Here is a 20,633-nt window from a genome sequence, read left to right on the forward strand (position 1 = left end):
AATTCTTGCGGCTCCGTGGCGCGAAGCAACGGCTTTATGATGACAAGCCCGTGAGACCGGCCGCCCGTGCGACGGCCCGGACCTTGAGTCTACCCTGCCGGCCCCGAATTTCGACCTCGTGGGCGGGGGCGTCCGACGGTTCGACACCCGCACGGTCGAGCAGTTCCTGGGAGACCACGAGCTCGACGGCGAACTCCTTGGTCAGGTTCTCGAGGCGGCTCGCGGTATTGACCGTGTCGCCGATCGCCGTCAGCTGGGTGGCGCGCTCGTATCCCATCTCGCCAACGATGGTGGCGCCGGCATGCAGGCCGATGCCGATGCGCAAGGGCCGGTCGAGATCGCCCGACAGCGCCTCGTTGAGGTCGTCGAGCGCCAGCGCCATGCGCCGCGCGGCGTCGAGTGCCTGGCGACAGGCGGTGTCGGGGTCGGCCTGCAATCCGAAGATCGCCATCACCCCGTCGCCGATGAACTTGTCGAGCCGCCCGCCGGCGGACTCGATGGCTTGGCCCGTCGCCCGGAAATAGCGGTTGAGCAGGAACACGACGTCGTAAGGCAGTTTGCCTTCCGAGATCGAGGTGAAGCCCCTGATATCGGCGAACAGGATGGCGATGTAGCGTTCGCTGCCATGCGCCTGCGGCTGGCGGGTATAGGCTTCGACCGGGCCGGCCGACGCCGGCAGCAGCGGGGCGATGCTGTATCGGCCGGGGGGCGGCCGCAGCTGGCAGGCCAGGCGCACGTTGTCGGGAGCGCCGATACGATCGAGCACCCTGCGTTCCTCGGCCGACGGTACGGGCAACAAGGCGCGATCGGCTCCGCCGACGCGCACCCGACAGGTCGAACACCGGCCGCGGCCTCCGCAGACCGAGGCGTGCGCGATGCCGGCGATCCGGCTCATGTCGAGCACGCTGTGCCCGGCCGGCCACGACACGCGCTTTCCCTCGCCATAGTCGAGGCGGACGACGCCGGCCCGTCGCTGCCAGAAGTCGCGCACCGGTCTCGCCGCCAGACTCGCCATCAGCAGAAGCGCCGTCGTCGCCATCAGGGTGTCGGCGATGGCGTAGATGGCTGCGATGCCGGTGGCATCGGGCGCATTGGCACGGGCGAACACGTTCTCGAGGAAGCCGGGCTGGCGCGCCAGCTCGGCGAAGTCGCGCAGCGCGATGGCGGCGCCGCCCATCCCCGCCGCCGGAACGAGCAAGGCCACGGCATAGAGAGCCGGCAGCCATCCCGGATACCAGGGCCTGAGGCGCCAGGCGAAGTGCAGGCCGATACAGGCGTGAAGCCACACCACCAGCGGCAGGCTGAACTGGCGGACGATGCCGTCCCAGGGGCCGGCGAGCAGCGACCCCAACACCCAGGGATAGCCGCTCTGGACGCCGAAATGGTCCTGGGCGATGCGGGTGCCGACGACGTGCAGCGTCCCGAGTGGAACGATGAGTATGCCGAGGATCAGCTGGGCCCACTCCCACACCGACAGCTTGAGGGTTCTCCGGCGGAACAGCGACCACAGCGATAGCGCGAGATGGAGCAGCAGCGCGCCATAGAGCGCGATCTGACCGAGCGGATTGTGCCAGAGGAAGACGAACCATACGCGGCCGCTCTCGAGCACGCGGAGCGAGATCAGTCCGAGTGCATGGTTGAGCAGATGGGTCGTGACGTAGAAGACCAGGACATAGCCCGACCAGAGTCGCAGCCGCCCGACCATGGCGTCACTTCAAGAGCGGCAGCACCGCTTCCGGCGGCCGGCCGATGGCGGCACGCTTGCCCGACACCACGATCGGTCGCTGCAGCAGGACGGGATGGGCGGCGATCGCCCTGACGATGTCGGCCTTCGAAAGCTCCCCCTTCTTCTGGCCGAGCTTCTTGAACTCCGGCTCGCCGTCGCGCACCAGCGCCGCCGGTTCGCCACCGACCAGCTCGATCAGCCTTTCGATCTCGGCTCTGCTGGGGGGTGCCTTGAGATACTCCCTAATCGCAGGGTCGATGCCCTTGCTACGCAGCAGGTCGAGGGTCTGCCGCGACTTGCTGCAGCGGGGATTGTGCCAGATCGTCACGGTCATGGATCGATGATATCGCGTTCCTTCGCGTCGATCACCCTGCGGGCGAGGTCGTAGGCGAAACCGGCGCGCCCCATGACCGCAAGGTCGCGATCGCGGTATCCCTCTCGATCCTCTTGCCGGAATGGTCCGAGGCGCCGCCGGCGTGCCAGGGCGAGGGCGGCCTGCCATTCGCGCTGGCGGGGATCGAGATCGAGTTCGCGGTCGAGGCCGGCCAGCGCCTCGTCGAGTGTGTCGGCGTCGATGCCGGCCAGACGGAGTTTCTGGCGCGTCGCCTTGGTCGAGGCACCGCGGCGATGAAGTGATCGTGCCTTGGTCTGGGCGAAGGCCTTGTCGTCGATCACGCCGGACTGGACGTACCTGGCCACGATGCCGTCGATCACGCGCTGCACGTCGGCGATGATCGGTGCCTCGAGCATCCTGGCCCGGCGCACGCGCCTGCCGAGAACGCGCTTCAACCCCTCGGCCGTCGCCGGATAGCGCTCGAGATAGAACGAAGCGGCGTTTTCCAGATACCTTGCGGTGATCGGCCGGGCGACCTTCCTCACGGACGATATCCGAAGCTCCGCGGCCCGGCCTTGCGCATAGGCGCGGTGAGATTGGCGAACTCGCAGAGCAGGCGGCGGGTGTCGCGCGGATCGACGATCTCCTCGACGCCGAAGCGCTCGGCGGTACGGAAGGGCGAGCGCACCTTGTTGAGGCGTGCCTCGATGGCGGCGAGATGCGCGGCCGGATCGGCCGCAGCGGCAAGCTCGGCCTTGTAGGCGGCCTCGATGCCACCCTCGAGCGGCAGGGATCCCCAGTCGCCCGATGGCCAGGCATAGCGGAAATTGTACTTCTGCCAGTTCTGGTGGGCGGCACCCGCCACGCCGAACGCCTTGCGCAGGAGCAGCGAGCACCACGGCGCCCTGCTCTGGTAGACGGCGGCGAGTGCGCGGGCGCCATGGCGGATGGTGGCCGCCCTTTCGCCCGCCACGCCGATCACGAAGCCGGGGATGTCGACGAAGTGCACCACCGGCAGATGGAAGGTTTCCGCGAAGTCGACGAAGCGGATCACCTTGTGGCTGGCGTCGCTGGTCCAGCCGCCACCATAGAAGAACGGGTCGCTCGCCAGCACCGCCACTGGCCAGCCGTCGAGGCGCGCAAGGCCGGTCACGACGGATCGACCCCACATCTTGCCGATCTCGAAGAACGTGCCGCGGTCGACGCAGGCCTCGACGATGGGCCTGATGCGATAGACCTTGCGGCGATCGCGCGGGATCGCCCCCAGCAGGGCTGCCTCGCGACGGTTGGGATCGTCGTTGGTCGGTTGCCGCTCGGCCAGGCCGTCGATCGACGAGGGCAGGTAGGAAAGAAAGCGCCTGACGCGCGCGAACGCTTCGTCCTCGCTGTCGACCTCGTCGTCGACCGCGCCGTTGCGGGTGTGGATGTCCGTGCCGCCGAGCTCCTCCTTGGTGACCTTCTCGCCGAGCCGCGCCACGACCGGCGGGCCGGCGACGAACATCTGCGAGATGCCTTTCACCATCAGCGAATAGTGCGAGGTGACGAGGCGCGCGGATCCGAGGCCGGCGACGGAACCCAGTCCGAGCGCCACCACGGGAACCCTGGAGAGATTGTCGACGACATGTTCCCAGCCGGGGTTGCGCGGCACGTAGGTGAAGCCGGTCATTTCGTAGCTCTTCACCGAGCCGCCGCCGCCCGTGCCGTCGACCAGGCGCACCATGGGAATGCCGAGCTCCCCGGCCATCTGTTCCGATACGACCTGCTTTTCGTGGATCGAGGCGTCGGCGGCGCCGCCGCGCACCGTGAAGTCGTCGGCGCCGACTGCGACGGTGCGGCCGTCGATGCGGCCGCGGCCCATCACGAAATTGGACGCCATGAAGTCGATGAGGTTGCCCTGGTCGTCGTACTCGGCCTTGCCGGCGATGGCGCCGATTTCGTGGAATGAGTCCTTGTCGAGCAGCCGCTCGATGCGCTCGCGCACCGTGAGCTTGCCGCCATCGTGCTGGCGCTTGATCTTGTCCGGCCCGCCCATGCGGCGCGCCATCTCCTCGCGCCGCCGCAGATCGTCGATCTCCGGTTGCCAGCTCATGCCGTCCGTCCTCTCAAGGGAATGCCGACGATCGCCTCGAGCTCGCCGATCGCCGCGTCCGGATCGCCGACCTTGATGGTGCGCATGCCCATCGCGCGTGCGGGCTTGAGGTTGATGCCGAGGTCGTCGAGATAGGCGCAGCGCTCGGGTGCGACCCCCAAAAGGTCACAGGCATGCCGATAGATGCGCGGATCGGGCTTGCGCCAGCCGAGCCTGCTCGATTCCACGACGTGCTCGAACAGCGCCATGACATCGGCGACGGCCTTGGCCTGGTCCGGCGTGCGCGCCATCGACGGGCCTTCGCCAGACTTCATGTTGTTGGTGATGCAGGCGACCCGAAAAGCCTGCTTGCACCGGCGCAACGCCTCGACCATCTGCGGCCGAATGTCGCCGCTGATCGCCTGGAGGACGCGCCACCCGTCGAGCGTGTGGCCCTGCACGCGGGCCTCCTCCTGGAAGAGATCGACGAACTCCGCCCGCGAGACTTCACTTCGTTCCATCCGGGCCCAGGCATTGGTGTCGGGATTGCGCGCATTGAGGCCCCGGATGAAATCTTCGGGCAGGCCGGCTTCCTTCTCGTAGCGGCGGAACGCCTCGAACGGGCTCGTCAGGATCACGCCACCGAAATCCCAGAGTACGGCGAGGGGAGATTCTGCATTGCTCAGATTCATGGTCCTGCGACCGTCTTTACCTTGTTCCTGCCCTAGTCCGATCTTATTTCACGCCCTCCATAGGCGACGGGCTTCGACTTGACCACCCGACAGCCTTCACTCCGTTTGGGAAGCAGAAATGACTGAAGCAGCGGTTCTCCCGCGCGGCGATGCCGTGGCGCAGATGAGCACTACCGTTCCGAGCGACGGCCGCAATCGAAGGGCGGCCGAGACCCGGAGAAAGATCATCGAGGCCGCCAAGGCCATGATCGCCGAGACCAGCGAAGCGCCGACGGTCGTCGGTGTGGCCCGGCGGGCCGACGTCTCGGTCCGCTCGGTCTTCCAGCACTTCGGAGATGTTGAGTCACTTTTCGTAACTGTGGTCGACAGCGTCAAGGATGACATCGTCGTACCGCCGCCGCCCCCGGCCACGGGTCCCCTGGCAGAGCGTATCGATACGGTCGTGCGGAATCTGGCCGAGGTGTTCGATCGCATCGTGCCGCTGCGGGTCGCGGCTGGCCATTTCCCGAGCCATCCGGCCCTCGTCGACCGCTCGCGCTTCCTCAAGCAACAGCTGCGGGAGACCGCGCTCGAGGTCTTCGCGCCGGAATTCGCCGCCCTGGGGCCTGAGACCCGCGAGGAGCTGGCCGATGCCGTCGGCGCGGCCCTGTCGCTCGACGCCTGGGTGGTCCTGCGTCGGCGCGACGGTCTCGGCCTGGAACGTGCCGTCGCCGTCTGGCGGCGCACGCTTACCGCCCTGATGGAGCACGGTCTGGCAGCGAGCGCGGTGAAATAGCGGTCGGCCTGTCGCCATTTGACTAAAGGTCGCCAATCGGAGAGTTAAAGCCCCCTGTCAGAGGCTTTTACCCGTACGGAAATGGCGCCCGGTCAGCTTCACGAGGACTTCTCGCGCGAGGAACACGTCGAAGGCGGTTCCGACCGCGGCTTCGGCTACGTGTTTGCCGGCGTGTTCGGCATCGTGACCGCCATATCCCTGTGGCGCAGCGGTACGACCTGGCACTGGTCGCTGCCTCTGGCGGCGGCTTTCCTGGTGGTGGCGCTGGTCCATCCGAAGCTGCTCGCACCGCTCAACCGGCTGTGGCTGAAGTTCGGCCTGCTGCTCTACAAGGTGATGAACCCGCTGATTCTCGGCCTGCTGTTCTTCGTCACCATCATGCCGATCGGTCTCGTGATGCGCGCCTTCGGCAAGGACTTCCTGCGCCTCAAGCTCGATCGCAACGCCTCGAGCTACTGGATCGTGCGCACGCCGCCGGGCCCGCCGCCGCAATCCATGAAAAACCAGTTCTGATTCCGAAAGGACCTGAAGCAATGGGCTCCATCATCGTCGAACTCTGGGCCTTCATGCGGGAGCGCAAGAAGTTCTGGCTGTTGCCGATCCTCATCATGATGGTGATCTTCGGCGGCCTGATCGTGCTCACCAAGGGCTCGGCGATCGCGCCGTTCATCTACACGCTGTTCTAGACGGAGCGCGGGAATCCATGCGGGTCCTCGGAATCTCGGCCTTCTATCACGACAGCGCCGCCGCGTTGATCGAGGATGGGCGCCTGGTGGGTGCGGCGCAGGAAGAGCGCTTCACCCGCAAGAAGCACGATTCGGGCTTCCCGCAGAATGCCGTCCAGTATTGCCTCGATACCGCCGGCATCAAGCTGGCGGACGTCGACTACGTCGCCTTCTACGACAAGCCGTTCCTCAAGTTCGAGCGCCTGCTCGAAACCTATCTCGCCTACGCGCCACGCGGCTTCACCTCGTTCCGCATGGCCATGCCGCTGTGGCTCAAGGAGAAGCTCTTCCAGAAGACCCTGTTGCGCGACGAGATGAAGAAGTGGCAGCCCGACTTCGACTGGAACACCCGGCTGCTGTTCGGCGAGCATCACCAGAGCCATGCCGCCTCCGCCTTTTTCCCGTCGCCCTACGAGGAGGCGGCGATCCTGTGCATGGACGGGGTCGGCGAGTGGGCGACGACGTCGCTCGGCTGGGGCCAGGGCAACAAGCTCGAGATGCTGCGCGAGATTCACTTCCCGCACTCGCTCGGCCTGCTCTACTCGGCCTTCACCTACTACACCGGCTTCAAGGTCAACTCGGGCGAGTACAAGGTCATGGGCCTCGCGCCCTATGGCGAGCCGAAGTACAAGGACCTGATCCTCGACAAGATCGTCGACCTGAAGGACGACGGCACCTTCCGGCTCGACCAGAGCTACTTCGATTACTGCACCGGCCTGCGCATGACCAACGACAAGTTCGCCGACCTGTTCGGCGGACCGGCGCGCAAGCCCGACAAGGAGCTGCTGGCGCAGAAGCACATGGATCTCGCCGCCTCGGTGCAGGCCGTCACCGAGGAGATCGTGCTGCGGCTGGGTCGCTCGGTGAAGAAGGAAACCGGGGCGAAGAACATCTGCCTGGCCGGCGGCGTGGCGCTGAACTGCGTCGCCAACGGCAAGCTCCTGCGCGAGAACATCTTCGACGGCATCTGGGTGCAGCCCGCGGCCGGCGACGCCGGCGGCGCGGTGGGCGCGGCATTCGCCGCCTATCACGGTTTCCTCGGCCAGCCGCGCCAGCTCAACGGCCACATGGACGGCATGGCGGGCTCCTATCTCGGGCCGAAGTACGAGGATGACGAGATCGCCGAGCGGCTGACCAGGGCCGGCGCGAAATTCGCCCGGCTGAGCCGCCACGAGATGATCGATCGGACGGCCCAGGCGCTGGCCGATGCGAAGGCCGTCGGCTGGATGCAGGGCCGCATGGAGTTCGGCCCGCGCTCGCTCGGCGCCCGCTCGATCCTGGGCGACGCCCGTTCGCCCTCCATGCAGAAGACCCTGAACCTCAAGGTGAAGTACCGCGAATCCTTTCGGCCGTTCGCGCCGGCGGTGCTGCGCGAGGATCTGGGCGAATATTTCGACATCGCGACCGACAGCCCCTACATGCTGATGGTGGCGCCGGTGAACGAGGATCGCCGTCGCGCCATGACGGCCGAGGAACAGGCGCTGTTCGGCATCGACAAGCTCAACGTGCCGCGCTCGGACATCCCGGCGGTCACGCACGTCGACTACTCCGCGCGCATCCAGACGGTGCACAAGGAAACCAACCCCGACTTCCATGAACTGCTGGCCGCCTTCAAGGCCAAGACCGGTTGCTCGGTGCTGGTGAACACGTCGTTCAACGTGCGCGGCGAGCCCATCGTCTGCACGCCCGAGGACGCCTTCCGCTGTTTCATGGGCAGCGAGATCGAGGTGCTGGTCGTCGGCAACTGCTTCCTGCTCAAGGAAGAGCAGGATCCGGCACTGAAGCTCGACTACAAGAACGCCTTCGAGCTCGACTAGCGCGCGATGCGAGCCCTCGTCGTCGATCGGCTCGGCGATCCGTCCGTCCTCAAGATCGAACAGCGGCCGGTTCCCGTTCCCGGCGACGCCGACATCCTGGTCAAGGTCGGCGCGGCCAGCGTCAACTTCCCCGACGTGCTGATGCTGAGCGCGGGCTACCAGCACAAGCCCGAGCTGCCGTTCATCCCCGGCATGGAAGGCGCGGGCACCGTCGCGGCGGTCGGACGAGAGGTCATGGAGTGGCGCGTCGGCGACCGGGTGATCTTCGGCGTGCGGCCCGGCGCCTTCGCCGAGTACGTGAAGATCCCGGCGGCGAGCCGGCCGATCCGCCTGCCCGACGACTGGAGCTTCGCCGAGGGCGCCGGCTTCCGCGTGGGTGCGCAGACCGCCTATCACTCCCTCGTCCACCGTGCCGCGCTGAAGAGCGGCGAGGTGCTGCTGGTGCACGGCGCCGCCGGCGGGGTCGGCCTGGCCGCGGTGCAGCTCGGCAAGCATCTTGGCGCGACGGTCGTCGCGACCGGAGGCGACGACGAGCGGCTCGCCGTCGTGCGCGCCAGGGGCGCCGACCTCGTCGTCAACTACCGCACCTCCGATTTCGTCGCCGCCGTGAAGGAGATCACCGGCGGCAAGGGTTGCGACGTCGTCTACGATCCGGTCGGCGGCGAGGTGCTCGAGAAGTCGATGCGGGCGGCGGGCTACGGCGCGCGGCTGTTGGTCGTCGGCTTCACCTCGGGCGGGCCGAGCCGGCTGATGTCGAACCACGTTCTCATAAAGGGGCTCAGCATCCTGGGCGTGCGCGCCGGAGAGACGCTGCGGCGCCAGCCCCGCCTGGGCTACAGCTACGCCGAGTTGCCGAAGCTCGCGGCGCTCGGCGTGATGCGCCCGCACATCTCGCATCGCGTGCCGATGGAGCGCGCCGCCGAGGCCTATCGCGCCCTGATCGACCGCCAGGTGGTCGGCAAGGCCGTGATCGAGATCGCCTGACTACTTGATCAGGATCGAGACGCGGCGGTCCTTCTCCGAGGCGTTGCTGCCGCCGAAGCTCAAATTGCCGAAGGCCTCGGGATCGGCGGCGATCACGATGTTCTTCGCCGGATAGCCGAGCTTCACCATCTCCGTGGCGACGGAGCGCGCCCGCGCTTCGGCGAGCTTGGCGTTCATGGCCTTGTCGCCCAGCTTGTCGGTGTGGCCGACCAGGCAGACGCTCACCGCCTGGGTGGCCTTCGCCTGCTTCACGGCCTCGGCGATGATCGGCCGGGCTTCCGCGCGCAACGCCGCACTGCCGAGATCGAACAGGACCCACGGCGTGTTCGGGCCGATCGACGCGCCGCGCTGGCACGAGCCGACGGTCTGTCCGAACGCGGGTGCCGCGGCGGCGAGCAGGCCGGCGATGGCGATGAGTCCAAGTCTCGTCATGGCAGTTCTCCCTTCAGTGCCAGTTCCACGAAATGGAGCCGGTCGTTGCCGAAGAACATCCTATCGCCGACGAAGGCGGTTGGCGCGCCGAACACGCCGCGCGACACCGCCTCGTCGGTCGTGGCCTTCAGCCGGTCCTTGACGTCCTGGTCCTGGACGCGCTTGCCGAACGTGCCGGCGTCGAGACCGGCCCCGGTCAGCACCCGGGCGACCTCGGCCATGTCGTTGAGGTTGCGGCCGTCGACCCACATCGCCCGGTACAGGGCGGGATGATACGTCTCGAAGACGCCGTCGATCTCGGCCGCCGCCGCGCCGCGCATGAGGTTCAGCGTGTTCACCGGGAAGTGCGGATTGCGGTTGAACGGCACGCCGTAGAACCGCGCCCACAGCGGCATGTCCGTGCCGGCCCATTGCGACTTCGCCGCGACCGTCATGGGCGAGGCATTGCCGGTCGCCTTGAACACGCCGCCGAGCAGCATCGGCCGGCGGACCAGGGTGGCCCCCGTGCGCCTGGCGATGGTCTCGACCTGGGTGTCGGCCAGATAGCTGTAGGGACTGCCGTAGTCGAAGAAGAATTCCAGTGTGCGAGCCATGCCGGCGCCTCCTTGCTTGTGGCGAGCCTGCGACGCTTCTAGCCTCGGCTCAAGAAAGTTCGGGGACGGAAGGCATGAGCCGGGTTGCGGGCAAGGTGGTACTGGTGACGGGCGCCGGATCGGGCATCGGTCGGGCCGCCGCCACGATCCTTGCGCGGGAAGGCGCCGCGGTGATCGTCAGCGACATCAACGAGACCGGCGGGCAGGAAACGGTCCAGCAAATTGGTGGCAAGGCCCGCTTCGAGCCGCACGACACGGCCCGCGAAGCCGATTGGAAGCGCATCGTCGATGGCATCGTGGCGCGCGAGGGCCGGCTCGACGGGCTGGTCAACAATGCCGGGATCGCCGGGCCGTTCCCCTCGACCTTCGAGACCGAGACCGTCGAGCAGTGGAAGCGCATGCTGTCGATCAATGTCGAGGGCGTGTTCCTCGGCTGCAAGTACGCCGTTCCGGCCATGCGCCGGTCGGGCGGCGGATCGATCGTCAACACCTCCTCGCTGGCCGCCTTCGTCGGCACGCCGGCGCTGTCGGCCTACGGCGCCAGCAAGGGCGCGGTGCGCCAGTTCACCAAGACCGTCGCGATGGATTGTGCCCGCAAGGGCTACAAGGTGCGCTGCAACTCGGTGCATCCGGGCATCATCATGACGCCGATGGGCGAGGGTATCCTGCCCAACGACAAGGCGCGGGAACGGGCGCTCAAGACCATTCCGATCGGCCATTTCGGCGCGCCGGAGGACATCGCCTACGGTATCCTGTATCTGATTTCCGACGAATCTCGCTTCGTCACCGGCGCCGAGCTGGTGATCGACGGCGGCATGAACGCCATCTGACGGAGGGATCATGCAGCATGCGGACCAGGTCGCCTTCATCGAGCGCATGTTCACCATGGCGCGTGCCAATGCACGCGACGACGGCGAGCTGAGCTACACCCCGGTCGAGGAGTATTTCGATCCCGCGCGGCTGGAGCGCGAGAAGGCGATCATCTTCCGCAACTATCCGATCGTCGTCGGCTTCTCTGCCCAGCTGCGCAGGCCGGGCGACTTCATCACCAGCAACGACACCGGCCAGCCGATCCTGGTGGCGCGCGGCACCGACGGCAGGCTGCGGGCCTTCCTCAATGTCTGCCGGCATCGCACCGCGACCGTCGAGCTGAAGCCCTGCGGATCGAACAAGCGTGCCTTCGTCTGCCCCTATCACGGCTGGAGCTACGACCTGACGGGCCGGCTGGTCGGCATCACCGACGGCGCCTGGTTCGGCGAGGTCGACAAGGCGACGCACGGCCTCCGGCCGCTGGCCGTCGCCGAGCGCTGCGGCCTGGTCTTCGTGGTGCCGAGGATGCTGGAGCCGGGGCAGAGCGCCGACATCGACATGGACTCTTTCCTCGGCCCCGTCGCCAACGATCTCAGGTCGTGGGACATGCAGGGCTGGGAAGTCCACAGCACCGTGCCGATCCGCCCGCGCATGAACTGGAAACTGGTGATCGACACCTTCCTCGAGCTCTACCACTTCCGCTACCTGCACGGGGCCAGCGTGGCGCCGCTCTTCCTCGACAACATCACGAGCTACGAGCGGCGCGACCGGCATTCGCGCTTCGCCGTCTGCAAGCCGTCGCTGCTCGAGGTCGAGACGCAGCCGCGCGAGACCTGGCGGCTGCGCGACCACGCCGTCATCCTCTACAACCTCTTCCCCAACACGGTGCTGGCCTACACCGAGGACCATTGCGGCGTGTTCACCAGCTTTCCCGTGTCGCCGGACGAATCGCTGATCAACGTGTCGGTGCTGGTCGACCCGGCGGAACGGGCGAAGAAGCCGGAGGACTACTGGAAGAAGAACCAGGAGCTGATCCTGGCCGCGCTCGACGAGGACTTCACCGTCGGCGCCTCCATCCAGGCCAATTTCCGCGCGGGCGCCAACAAGGTCCAGACCTTCGGCAAGTTCGAGAAGGCGCTCGGCTGGTATCACGACGAGATCGCGCGGGCGATCGCGTAGGACGCCCGCTGCCGAGCGCGCTTGTGCGCGCCTTACTTGATCGTCACCTGATGGGTGATCTTGTCGCCGTCGGTGATGGTGACCGACTGGAAGCCGAGCAGCTTCAGCAGATGGAAGAAGGTCGCATCCTCGGCCACCGTGCGCTCCTGGAAGAACGGCGACAGGCGCGACATGGTCGTCATGTTGGCGAGCAGCGCGCGCATGCGATAGATCGTGCTCAGCTCGCCCGCCTGCAGGCCGACGATGATCATCTTGTCGGCCTTGTCGCCCTTGGCGAACACCGCGTACGGCACGCGATAGGCCGATTGCAGCGTGCCCTGCGACACGACGGTGACGAACTGGATGCGCTGGGCGCGATCGACGCCCTGCACGGTCTGCATGTCCGTCTCGAAGACCTCGGTCGAGGTCGGCTTGGGGTAGTAGTAGCCGACATAGCGGTCGTCGGTCGCGGCGGCCGCGGTCTTGGCGGGCGCGGCCGGCTTGGCCGTCTGGGCCAGCGCGGGCGCGGCGGCGATCATCAATGCCAGCGCGAGGCCGGCCGACAGCTTCTTCATTCCAGGCTCTCCCAGTCGATCGAGGTCTAGAACAACGTATAGCCGCCATCGATGACGAAGTCGCGCCCCGTCGTGTACTGCGTCGCTTCGCTCGCCAGGTAGACCGCGATCGGCCCGAAATCCGCACCGACGCCCCAGCGGCGCTGCGGGATGCGCGGCAGGACGTTGCCGGCGAACTTCGGATTGGCGACGGCGTTGGCCGTCATCTCGGTCTCGATCCAGCCCGGCAGGATCGAGTTGGCCGTGATCCTGTGGCGGGCCAGCTCGACGGCCAGCGCGCGCACCATGGCGCAGACGCCGCCCTTGCTGGCGCCGTAGTGGCTGGAACGCGCCGCGCCCTCGATGGCCGCGGTGCTGGCCATCGCCACCAGCGACCCGCCCTGACCGCGCTCGACCATGTGCCGGGCGGCGGCGCGGAAGGTGAAGAACACGCCGTCGAGGTTGACGCGCGTGACGCGGCGCCACTCCTCGTAGTCCATCTCGAGGATCGAGCCCTTGCCGCGGCCCGACACGCCGGCATTGGCGACGCAGTTGTCGACCTTGCCCAGCACCTTCACCGTCTCGGCGAAGGCGGCCTCGACCTGCTTTTCGTCGCCGACATCGACGACCTGGGCATGCACCTTGCGTCCATGGCGCTTGAGCTTCTCGAGGGCCGCGTCGTTCTTCTCCTTGCGCGTGCCCCAGATGCAGACGTCGGCGCCGGCCTCCGCCAGCGCGTCGGCCATGCCGAAGCCGATGCCGCCGTTGCCGCCGGTGATCAGCGACGCCTTGCCCGTGAGATCGAAGCCGCGATAGGCCATCGGAAGTTCCCTCTCTCCTTCTTTTCCTCTCCCCCGTTAGGGGGGAGAGGCTAGGAGAGGGGGAATCGACGTGCCTCGCCCCCTCACCCGTCCTCTCCCCCCTGGCGGGGGAGAGGAGGATGAAACATGAAACCGGCCGTCAGTCGAGGTCAGTTCAGCCGGTCGGTCTCGACCAGCACGATCTCCGCGTCCTCGCTGGCGCGCAGCTCGATCTCGGCCTCGTCTACCACGGCGACACCGTCGCGACGGTCGGCCGTGACGGCCTTGCCGTCGGCGCCGAGCACCTCGATGCGACCCTTGGCCGGCACGAGATAGGCCGGCTTGCCGTCCAGCACCTGGCGGATCGATTGCCCCGCCTTCAAGGTGCCGGCATAGAGCGCGCCATCGGCGTGGAGCGGGATCGCGCCGTCATGACCGCGGCCCGACGCCAGCGGCACCAGCCTGCCGTCGCGCCCCTCGGCGGGGAACTGCACCGTCTCCCAGCGGGCCGGCACGCCCTGCTTGTTGGGCAGGATCCAGATCTGGAACAGCTCGGTCTCGTCCTGCTCCATGTTGTACTCGGCGTGCTGGATGCCCTGGCCCGCGCTCATCACCTGGATCTGGCCGGCCTCGGTGCGGCCCTCGTTGCCGAGATGGTCCTGGTGCGTGATCGCGCCCTTGATGACATAGGTCACGATCTCCATGTCGCGGTGCGGGTGCGGCGGGAAGCCCGACTGCGGCGCGATGCGGTCGTTGTTCCACACGCGCAGCGCGCCCCAATGCACGCGCGACGGATCGCGATACTCGGCGAAGGAGAAATGGAAGTTGGCGTTGAGCCAGCCGTGGTCCGACTTGCCCAGCTTCTCGAAGGGTCTGCGTTCGATCATGGTTACCTCTCGGCCCCCAAGATGGCGCCGGGCGACCCTCGATCAAGTTTCGGATTGGTAACGGTGCGCGGGGCGCGCGCTACCGGAGTCGCGCGCGCCCGGCCATGAGACTAACGCCCCTCGCGCCACCACGCGCTGCAGATCGCCAGCAGGAAGGCGAGCGCCACGAGGAGGCCGGGCAGCAGCGGCAGCTGGTTGATGCCGGCCACCGTGTAGCCCTCGTTGCGACGCAGGCCGATCCAGTCCGAGCCGCCGGCGGCGCGGCCCGGCCGCGTCGAGCGGATGTCCGGATCGTTCTGGTCGGCGAGCCACAGCAGCGCGCCGTTGGAGGCCTCGACGATCGGCTTCAGCTTCGCATCGGTGGCGCGCACGTCGGAGAATTCGAGCGGATCGGGGCTGCCCACGGCGGCCACCGCCTTGAGCGTGCCGTCGGTGAAGCGGTAGAGGCCGGGCTTGTCGACGTCGACCACGGCGTGGCCGAGGCCCGGCGCGATCTGACGCAGCTCGAGGCTGCGCGTCGCCGCCTCGCCCTGCGGCGGCGCCGGCGCGGTCATCGTGACCTGCGGGAAGGTCGTCGAAAGCGTCCGCCGCGTCACCTCGATGCGGCCGCCGACCGCGGTGGCGCGCAGCGCCTCCTCCTCGAGGTCGGGCTCCTTCATCAGCCAGTGCGCCACACGCCGCACCAGCTCGGGCTGCGGCCCGCCGCCGTCGATGCCGCGGTTCCACAGCCAGAGATGATCCGACATGAGCTGGGCGACGCGGCCCTCGCCGACGCGATCGAGCACGACCAGCGGCCGGTCCTCGGCGCCGGAAAGGATGGTGTTGCCCTGCTCGCTGCGCGCCGTGACCAGGCGGAACCAGCGGCCCCACAGCGGTTCCTGGCCCGGATCGCCGGCCTGCGGCAGGTTGGCCGTCACGGGATGGCGCTGGCCGATGTCGGTGATCTTCGGCTTGAAGGGCGTCTCGAGCACGTCGCCGAGCGGCGCCGCCGGCAGCACGCCGCCGAGCGGCGTGCGGTAGAGCGAGCGCTGGGTCGCGAACACCGGTCCGACGGAGACCAGCAGCGCGCCGCCACCGCGCACGTACTCGGCGATGTTGCGGAAGTAGTCGCGCGTGATCAGGTTGCCCGATTCGTAGCGGTCGAAGATGATGAGGTCGAACTCCTTGAGCTTCTGCTCGAAGAGCTCGCGCATCGGGAACACGATCAGGCTGAGCTCGCGCACCGGCGTGAAGTCGTCCTTCTGCGGCGTGCGCAGGATGGTGAAGTGCACGAGGTCGACGGCGGGGTCGCTCTTCAGCAGGTTCCGCCACGCCCGCTCGCCCTGGTAGGGCTCTCCCGAGACCAGCAGCACGCGCAGACGGTCGCGCACGCCGTTGATGGTGAAGAGCGCGCGGTTGTTGTCGAGCGTGAGTTCGTTGGGGCCGGCGCCGACCTCGAGTTCGACCACGTTGGCGCCGGGATTGGCGACGGTGATCGGCAGCTCGACCGGGCGGCCGACCGGGACGTCGAGCCGCCGTGTCACCTCGCCGCCGACCGACAGCGTCACCGGCGCGGTGCCGCCCGCCGGATCGTCGATGCGGAACCTGGCGATCACCTCGCGGCCGACGACGCCGAAGCGCGGCGACTGTTCGAGCACGATCAGCCGGTCGCGCTCGTTCTTGCGGCCGGCGATCAGGGCATGCAGGGGGGCGCTGCCCAGCTCCGGCGGCAGGCCGGCCTTGCCGTCGGCCGCCGGCACGTCGTGCACCTGCCCGTCGGTCAGCAGCACCACGCCGGCGAGCCGTTCGGGCGGCACCTCGACCAGCGCCGAGCGCATCGTGTCGATCAGCCGCGTGCCGCCGGGCCGGTCGCTGCCGAGCTGGATTTGCGCCGGCGGCAGCACCACCTCGCGCACCTCGAGCCCGTCCTGCTGCGCCAGCTTGCGCTTCAGCCCGTCGCGCGCCGCCTGCACCTGCGCGCGGCGCTCGCCGATCGCCATCGAATCGCTGTCGTCGACCACGACCAGCGCCACGTCGGCGATCGGCTTGCGCTGCTCCTCGATCAGCGCCGGGTTGGCGAGGGCCGCCAGCACGACCAGCACCGACAGGAACCGCCACGCCGTGCCGCGCGCGCCGGCGCGCAGGCCGAGCAGCACCAGCAAGAGCGCCACGCCGCCCAGCGCCGCCAGCACGCCCCACGGCAGCAGCGGATCGAACGCGATCGAGACGGCCGAGGTCGGGTTCATCGTTCGATCCTTTCCTCCCTTTGGCGGAATCCGCCAAGGGGAAGGTAAGACTCGTGCCCTTGGCGAATCCTCATCGCCTCAACCTCTGCATGATGTCGGGCAGGTGGACCTGGTCGTCCTTGTAGTTGCCGGTCAGGGCATGCATCACGAGATTGACGCCGAAGCGGAAGGCCATCTCGCGCTGCGTCTCGCCGCCCGGCGACACCGGGAGCTGGCCGCGGCCGCGATTGTCGACCGCCCAGGCGCCGACATAGTCGTTGGAGCCGATCACGATGGTGGTGACGCCGTCGTTGACCCGGCCGCTGCCGGCCTCGATCCACAGCTTGCCGCCCTGCCAGCGCCCCGGCACGTCCGACAGAAGGTAGAACGCCTTGGTCAGCACATGGTCGGCCGGCATGGCGACCAGCGGCGGCGTCTCGATGCCGCCGAGCAGCCGCTTGAGGTCGGGATTGCCGCCGGCCGGCCGGTCGAAGCTGAGATGCTGGTCGCGCGTGTCGATGAACACGATGCCGCCGGTGCGCAGGTAGCGGTCGAGATTGGCCGCGGCGCGCGGGCTGAGCGCCGGCTGGCTCGGCGTGATCGGCCAGTAGATGAAGGGATAGAGCCGCGCCTCGTCGCGCTCGAGATCGAGTCCGACCGGATCGGCCGGCTCGACCGACGTGCGGTTGCGCAGGATCTCGCTCAGGCCCTGCAGCCCGGTGTGGCTCAGCTCGTCGACCTCCCTGTCGCCGGTGACGATGTAGGCCAGCCGCACGTCGAGCGAGCCCCTGAGCGCCTGCTCCTCGCTGAGCGGCGCGGGACCGGGGCGCTGGTCGGCGACGGGCTGGATGGTGGGCTGCACCGCCGCCGGCTGCGCCGGGGCGTCGGGCGCGGCGACGGCGAGGCCGGCCAGGACGAGCAGGCCGGCGGGTGCCGCCCGGCCGATCCGCACCGCGCGCCCCAGCAGGCCGCGCAGCCACAGCGAGATCGCCAGGTCGAGCAGCAGCAGCAGTGCCGCCGCCAGCAGGAACCACTTCGCCAGATCGGTCTCGCCGCCCTCGGAGAGACGGTCGGTGGCGACGCCCGACGGCAGCGCCAGCGGGCGCGGCGTCGGCACCCGGCCGCCGATGTTGAACGCGACCTGCGCGTGCTCGTCGCCATAGAGGCCGGGCGGCGTCGTCGGCCGCGGCTGGAAGGTCTCGTTGGCGTCGGCGGGCAGGATCTGCACGCCGGCCGGCGGCGCGCCCAGCCGCCCGAATCCGTCGAGCGTGCGCCACGGCTTCAGCGCCTTGTTGACGCCGTCTCCGGCCACTCCGCGCGACAGGGTCACCAGACGTTGCAGCATGTTCACGAACAGCCCCGAGAGCGACATGTTGCTCCAGTTCGTGTTCGCCGTCGTGTGGAACAGGACGAGATATCCCTGGCCGCGCTTCTCCCCGGTGACCAGCGGCGTGCCGTCGGCCAGCCGCGCCCAGGTCTTGTCGGCGAGATCCGCCGTCGGCTCGGCCAGCACCTGCTGCTGGATGCGCACGTCGCGCGGGATCGGCACGCCGAGGAACGGGCTGTTGGCGGGAAACTCGGCGAGCGCGCTCGGCTGGCCCCAGCTCATGACGCCGCCCAGCGCGCGGTCGCCCAGCCTGAGCGGCGTCGGCACCAGCGAATCGTTGCCCTGCGCGAGATTCGGTCCGGCGAAGCGCACGGCGACGCCGCCGCGCTCGATCCACTTGGCGATCTCGTCGCGGTCGGCCGCCGACGGGGCGGCGCTGTCGGGGATCAGCAGGACGGCGGTGTTGCGGCCGAGCACGGCCTCGCGATCGCCGATCTGCAGGCTGACATAGGGATCGAGCGCGCGCTCGAGGAAATAGACTTCCTGCAGGAGCGGCTGGCCGGCCGCCATCGGGCGCTCGCCGAGGATCGACACCGGCCGGCGGCGATGGCGCTCGTCGAGCAGCACGGCGCTGCCCGCGCCGCCCTGCGCCTCGATGTCGAGGCGGGCCATGCGGTTGCGCAGCTCGGCCGGCGCCGGCAGCATGCCTTCGCCTTGCGTGGCGTCGGCGGCGAAATCGATGTCGATGCGGGCGACGACGCGGCCCTGTTCGTCGGCGGCCTGCACCGCGATCTTGCGCGGTCCGTCGGCCGCCGGCCGCAGCGCGCGCAGCTTGAGGTCGCGGCCCTCGGCCACCGGCGGCAGCAGCAGCAGCGGCGTGCTCGCCTGGTCGGGCAGCAAGACCTGCAAATCGGAGAAGCGGCGCAGCCGTTCGGTGAGGCGCGCCGCGCCCTCGTCGCCCGGTCCGGCGCCGATGCCGTCGCTCAGCCACACGGCGTAGGCCGCCGGGTCGACCTGCAGGCGGTCGAGTTCGGCCGCCGCGGCCGCGCGGTCGGTCGGCCAGGGCTTGGGCCGGAAGGCGCGCAGCACGGCGCGCACTTCGTCGGCGCGCAGGGCGCCGCGGCGCGCGACCGGCGCATCGAGCGGCGGCGGCGCGGTGCCCATCAGCGCGATCGGCCGGCCGGCGCGCTCGGCGCGCTGGATCAGCCGCTCGGCATGGGCGATGCGCGTCGTCCAGCCCGGCGCCGACGACCAGCCGTCGTCGATCACCAGCAGCAACGGGCCGTTGCCCGGCAGCTCGGCCTGCGGGTTCAGCAGCGGCCGCGCGATGGCGAGGATCAGCGCCGCCGCCAGCAGCAGGCGCAGCAGCAGCAGCCACCACGGCATCTTCACCGGCGTCTGCTCGGTCGGCTCGAGCCCGATCAGCAGGCGGATCGCCGGGAAGCGCACCAGCCTGGGCAGCGGCGGCATCAGGCGCAGCAGCCAGTAGATCACCGGCAGCGCCAGCAGCAGCGCCAGCATGCCCGGCGCGGCGAAGGCGAACGCGCCGAGGTTCAGCATGACACGGTCTTTGCTGGGAGCGCGGCACTCCAGTGCCGCTCATGCGGTGCTGCCGCGCGAAGAAGATGCGCCACTCGCGGCGGAGTAACCTCCGCCTTGGTGGCCCGCTCCCAGCAATGAGGCATCGTCATCACGCCGCCGTCAGCCGACGCAGGTCGGCCATGGCGAGATAGAGCGCCAGCAGGATGGTCTGCGGTGGCTTGTCGGTGCGGTGCAGGTGCACGGTCCAGTCGGCCGGCCGCGCCAGCCGTTGCAGTCCCTCGCGCTGCGCGGCGAGGCGCGCGCCATAGGCGATGCGCACCGCCTCGACCCGGCGAATCGTGTGCTGGCCCTCGGCCTCGAGTCCCTCGAACTTGACGTGGCCGTCGAACGGCAGGTCCTCCTCGGCCGGATCGAGCACCTGCACGACATGGCCGCGCACGCCGGCGCTGGCATAGTGCCGCACGACCTGTTCGATCTTCTCGAGCGGATCGAGCCAGTCCGACACCAGCACGACGGTTCCGTGCGCCGGCAGCGGCACGAGGGGGGGCAGACTTGGCGGCGGCAGGCTGGGTGACGTGCGCGTCTCCTCGCGCGTCTCCTCGCGCGTCTCGTCGAACAGCTGCTCGGCGATGCGGCGCACGGCGACCCGGCCGGTGATCGGGCGCATGCCGCTGCCCAGCACGGCGATCCGTTCGCTGGCGTCCGACAGCAGGCTCGCCAGCGCGAGCACGATCAGTTCGGCGCGCACCGCCTTGGTGTCGAGTCCGCGCAGCGAGGCGTACTGCATGGACGGCGAGGCATCGCGCCACAGCCACACGCTGGCCGCGGCCTCCCATTCGGTCTCGCGCACGAAGAGGTGGCGGCTGCGCGCGCTCTGGCGCCAGTCGATCTGGCCGGCGCTGTCGCCGTCGCGATAGGGCCGGTACTGCCAGAAGGCGTCGCCCTGGCCGACGCGCCGCCGGCCATGCACGCCCTGGATCACCGTCGCCGCCACGCGGTCGGCCGCCACCATCAGCGCCGGCAGGGTGCCGGCGAGTTCGAGCGAGCGGTGAAGGGTTGAGGTGTCGGTCATCTTTGGAATCGCTTGCCTCCCCCGTCAGACGGGGGAGGTGGCCCGTAGGGCCGGAGGGGGAAAGCCACAAACGAAACTTTGGTTGCGACGGTGATCATACGACCTTTTCTGTTGCCTTCCCCCTCCGCCCCCT

At 68.8% G+C, this 20,633-nt stretch carries 20 protein-coding genes; 7 read left to right on the forward strand and 13 right to left on the reverse strand.

The genetic code is table 11. The features are described from left to right. Positions 1-34: 34 nt before the first annotated feature. Genes KIT25_24755 through KIT25_24775 form a run of 5 tightly spaced genes read right to left on the reverse strand, consistent with a single transcriptional unit; the run spans position 35 to position 4,820 of the window. Entirely contained in the window at positions 35-1,705 is a 1,671-nt protein-coding gene (locus KIT25_24755; protein ID UYN95181.1) for an adenylate/guanylate cyclase domain-containing protein, read from the reverse strand. Positions 1,706-1,709: 4 nt separating this feature from the next. After that, complete coding sequence (gene arsC / locus KIT25_24760) at positions 1,710-2,060, reverse strand: arsenate reductase (glutaredoxin) (GenBank protein UYN95182.1); 351 nt, start codon at positions 2,058-2,060, stop codon at positions 1,710-1,712. Further along, complete coding sequence (locus KIT25_24765) at positions 2,057-2,614, reverse strand: RecX family transcriptional regulator (GenBank protein UYN98055.1); 558 nt, start codon at positions 2,612-2,614, stop codon at positions 2,057-2,059. The genes arsC and KIT25_24765 overlap by 4 nt, the downstream gene beginning before the upstream one ends. Beyond that, positions 2,602-4,149, reverse strand: coding sequence for a methylmalonyl-CoA carboxyltransferase (locus KIT25_24770; protein ID UYN95183.1), 1,548 nt, complete (start codon positions 4,147-4,149; stop codon positions 2,602-2,604). The genes KIT25_24765 and KIT25_24770 overlap by 13 nt, the downstream gene beginning before the upstream one ends. Next, positions 4,146-4,820, reverse strand: coding sequence for an HAD-IA family hydrolase (locus KIT25_24775; protein UYN95184.1), 675 nt, complete (start codon positions 4,818-4,820; stop codon positions 4,146-4,148). The genes KIT25_24770 and KIT25_24775 overlap by 4 nt, the downstream gene beginning before the upstream one ends. 118 nt (positions 4,821-4,938) lie before the next feature. Here KIT25_24775 and KIT25_24780 point away from each other — a divergent pair, with 118 nt between their 5' ends. The 5 genes from KIT25_24780 (at position 4,939) to KIT25_24800 (ending at position 9,121) form a co-directional block, all read left to right on the forward strand. After that, on the forward strand, positions 4,939-5,595 hold the full coding sequence (locus tag KIT25_24780) for a TetR/AcrR family transcriptional regulator (protein ID UYN95185.1): 657 nt from the start codon (positions 4,939-4,941) through the stop codon (positions 5,593-5,595). A gap of 81 nt (positions 5,596-5,676) precedes the next feature. Next, a complete protein-coding gene (locus KIT25_24785) occupies positions 5,677-6,108 on the forward strand; it encodes a hypothetical protein (GenBank protein UYN95186.1) in 432 nt (143 codons plus the stop codon). A 20-nt stretch (positions 6,109-6,128) separates the two neighbouring features. Next, complete coding sequence (locus KIT25_24790; protein ID UYN95187.1) at positions 6,129-6,281, forward strand: hypothetical protein; 153 nt, start codon at positions 6,129-6,131, stop codon at positions 6,279-6,281. 17 nt (positions 6,282-6,298) lie between these two features. Continuing rightward, the gene (locus tag KIT25_24795) at positions 6,299-8,137 is read left to right on the forward strand and encodes a carbamoyltransferase (protein UYN95188.1); all 1,839 of its coding nucleotides are present in this window, start codon (positions 6,299-6,301) and stop codon (positions 8,135-8,137) included. 6 nt (positions 8,138-8,143) lie between these two features. Beyond that, a complete protein-coding gene (locus KIT25_24800; protein ID UYN95189.1) occupies positions 8,144-9,121 on the forward strand; it encodes an NADPH:quinone oxidoreductase family protein in 978 nt (325 codons plus the stop codon). Here the strand turns inward: KIT25_24800 and KIT25_24805 are convergent, their stop codons facing one another. Together KIT25_24805 and KIT25_24810 are read right to left on the reverse strand one after the other, a co-directional pair. Beyond that, complete coding sequence (locus KIT25_24805) at positions 9,122-9,553, reverse strand: OmpA family protein (protein ID UYN95190.1); 432 nt, start codon at positions 9,551-9,553, stop codon at positions 9,122-9,124. Continuing rightward, on the reverse strand, positions 9,550-10,146 hold the full coding sequence (locus KIT25_24810) for a 2-hydroxychromene-2-carboxylate isomerase (GenBank protein UYN95191.1): 597 nt from the start codon (positions 10,144-10,146) through the stop codon (positions 9,550-9,552). Before KIT25_24810 ends, KIT25_24805 begins: the two co-directional genes overlap by 4 nt. A gap of 74 nt (positions 10,147-10,220) precedes the next feature. Between KIT25_24810 and KIT25_24815 the strand changes: the two genes are divergently transcribed. Beyond that, positions 10,221-10,976, forward strand: a complete 756-nt coding sequence (locus KIT25_24815) for a glucose 1-dehydrogenase (protein ID UYN95192.1) — start codon at positions 10,221-10,223, stop codon at positions 10,974-10,976. A gap of 10 nt (positions 10,977-10,986) precedes the next feature. Beyond that, complete coding sequence (locus KIT25_24820; protein ID UYN95193.1) at positions 10,987-12,135, forward strand: Rieske 2Fe-2S domain-containing protein; 1,149 nt, start codon at positions 10,987-10,989, stop codon at positions 12,133-12,135. A gap of 32 nt (positions 12,136-12,167) precedes the next feature. Here the strand turns inward: KIT25_24820 and KIT25_24825 are convergent, their stop codons facing one another. The 6 genes from KIT25_24825 to KIT25_24850 all read right to left on the reverse strand — a co-directional run bounded on the left by KIT25_24825 (position 12,168) and on the right by KIT25_24850 (position 20,500). Next, positions 12,168-12,689, reverse strand: coding sequence for a hypothetical protein (locus KIT25_24825; GenBank protein UYN95194.1), 522 nt, complete (start codon positions 12,687-12,689; stop codon positions 12,168-12,170). Positions 12,690-12,715: 26 nt separating this feature from the next. Then, the gene (locus tag KIT25_24830) at positions 12,716-13,489 is read right to left on the reverse strand and encodes an SDR family oxidoreductase (GenBank protein ID UYN95195.1); all 774 of its coding nucleotides are present in this window, start codon (positions 13,487-13,489) and stop codon (positions 12,716-12,718) included. A 149-nt stretch (positions 13,490-13,638) separates the two neighbouring features. Continuing rightward, entirely contained in the window at positions 13,639-14,355 is a 717-nt protein-coding gene (locus KIT25_24835) for a pirin family protein (protein ID UYN95196.1), read from the reverse strand. Positions 14,356-14,465: 110 nt separating this feature from the next. Continuing rightward, positions 14,466-16,580 (reverse strand): hypothetical protein, encoded by a 2,115-nt coding sequence (locus tag KIT25_24840; protein UYN95197.1) that lies wholly within the window; start codon positions 16,578-16,580, stop codon positions 14,466-14,468. A 70-nt stretch (positions 16,581-16,650) separates the two neighbouring features. After that, positions 16,651-19,446: a DUF4159 domain-containing protein gene (locus KIT25_24845; GenBank protein UYN95198.1), complete on the reverse strand. Its 2,796-nt coding sequence runs from the start codon at positions 19,444-19,446 to the stop codon at positions 16,651-16,653. A gap of 130 nt (positions 19,447-19,576) precedes the next feature. Next, positions 19,577-20,500, reverse strand: a complete 924-nt coding sequence (locus KIT25_24850; GenBank protein UYN95199.1) for a DUF58 domain-containing protein — start codon at positions 20,498-20,500, stop codon at positions 19,577-19,579. Positions 20,501-20,633: the final 133 nt, after the last annotated feature.

Source organism: Enhydrobacter sp. (assembly GCA_025808875.1).
Lineage (GTDB): Bacteria > Pseudomonadota > Alphaproteobacteria > Reyranellales > Reyranellaceae > Reyranella.

Coding starts and splice junctions, on each gene's coding strand:
- KIT25_24755 (UYN95181.1), bottom strand. CDS start 1,705: ATGGTCGGGCGGCTGCGACTCTGGTCGGGCTATGTCCTGGTCTTCTAC.
- arsC (UYN95182.1), bottom strand. CDS start 2,060: ATGACCGTGACGATCTGGCACAATCCCCGCTGCAGCAAGTCGCGGCAG.
- KIT25_24770 (UYN95183.1), bottom strand. CDS start 4,149: ATGAGCTGGCAACCGGAGATCGACGATCTGCGGCGGCGCGAGGAGATG.
- KIT25_24775 (UYN95184.1), bottom strand. CDS start 4,820: ATGAATCTGAGCAATGCAGAATCTCCCCTCGCCGTACTCTGGGATTTC.
- KIT25_24780 (UYN95185.1), top strand. CDS start 4,939: ATGACTGAAGCAGCGGTTCTCCCGCGCGGCGATGCCGTGGCGCAGATG.
- KIT25_24785 (UYN95186.1), top strand. CDS start 5,677: ATGGCGCCCGGTCAGCTTCACGAGGACTTCTCGCGCGAGGAACACGTC.
- KIT25_24790 (UYN95187.1), top strand. CDS start 6,129: ATGGGCTCCATCATCGTCGAACTCTGGGCCTTCATGCGGGAGCGCAAG.
- KIT25_24795 (UYN95188.1), top strand. CDS start 6,299: ATGCGGGTCCTCGGAATCTCGGCCTTCTATCACGACAGCGCCGCCGCG.
- KIT25_24800 (UYN95189.1), top strand. CDS start 8,144: ATGCGAGCCCTCGTCGTCGATCGGCTCGGCGATCCGTCCGTCCTCAAG.
- KIT25_24805 (UYN95190.1), bottom strand. CDS start 9,553: ATGACGAGACTTGGACTCATCGCCATCGCCGGCCTGCTCGCCGCCGCG.
- KIT25_24810 (UYN95191.1), bottom strand. CDS start 10,146: ATGGCTCGCACACTGGAATTCTTCTTCGACTACGGCAGTCCCTACAGC.
- KIT25_24815 (UYN95192.1), top strand. CDS start 10,221: ATGAGCCGGGTTGCGGGCAAGGTGGTACTGGTGACGGGCGCCGGATCG.
- KIT25_24820 (UYN95193.1), top strand. CDS start 10,987: ATGCAGCATGCGGACCAGGTCGCCTTCATCGAGCGCATGTTCACCATG.
- KIT25_24825 (UYN95194.1), bottom strand. CDS start 12,689: ATGAAGAAGCTGTCGGCCGGCCTCGCGCTGGCATTGATGATCGCCGCC.
- KIT25_24830 (UYN95195.1), bottom strand. CDS start 13,489: ATGGCCTATCGCGGCTTCGATCTCACGGGCAAGGCGTCGCTGATCACC.
- KIT25_24835 (UYN95196.1), bottom strand. CDS start 14,355: ATGATCGAACGCAGACCCTTCGAGAAGCTGGGCAAGTCGGACCACGGC.
- KIT25_24840 (UYN95197.1), bottom strand. CDS start 16,580: ATGAACCCGACCTCGGCCGTCTCGATCGCGTTCGATCCGCTGCTGCCG.
- KIT25_24845 (UYN95198.1), bottom strand. CDS start 19,446: ATGCTGAACCTCGGCGCGTTCGCCTTCGCCGCGCCGGGCATGCTGGCG.
- KIT25_24850 (UYN95199.1), bottom strand. CDS start 20,500: ATGACCGACACCTCAACCCTTCACCGCTCGCTCGAACTCGCCGGCACC.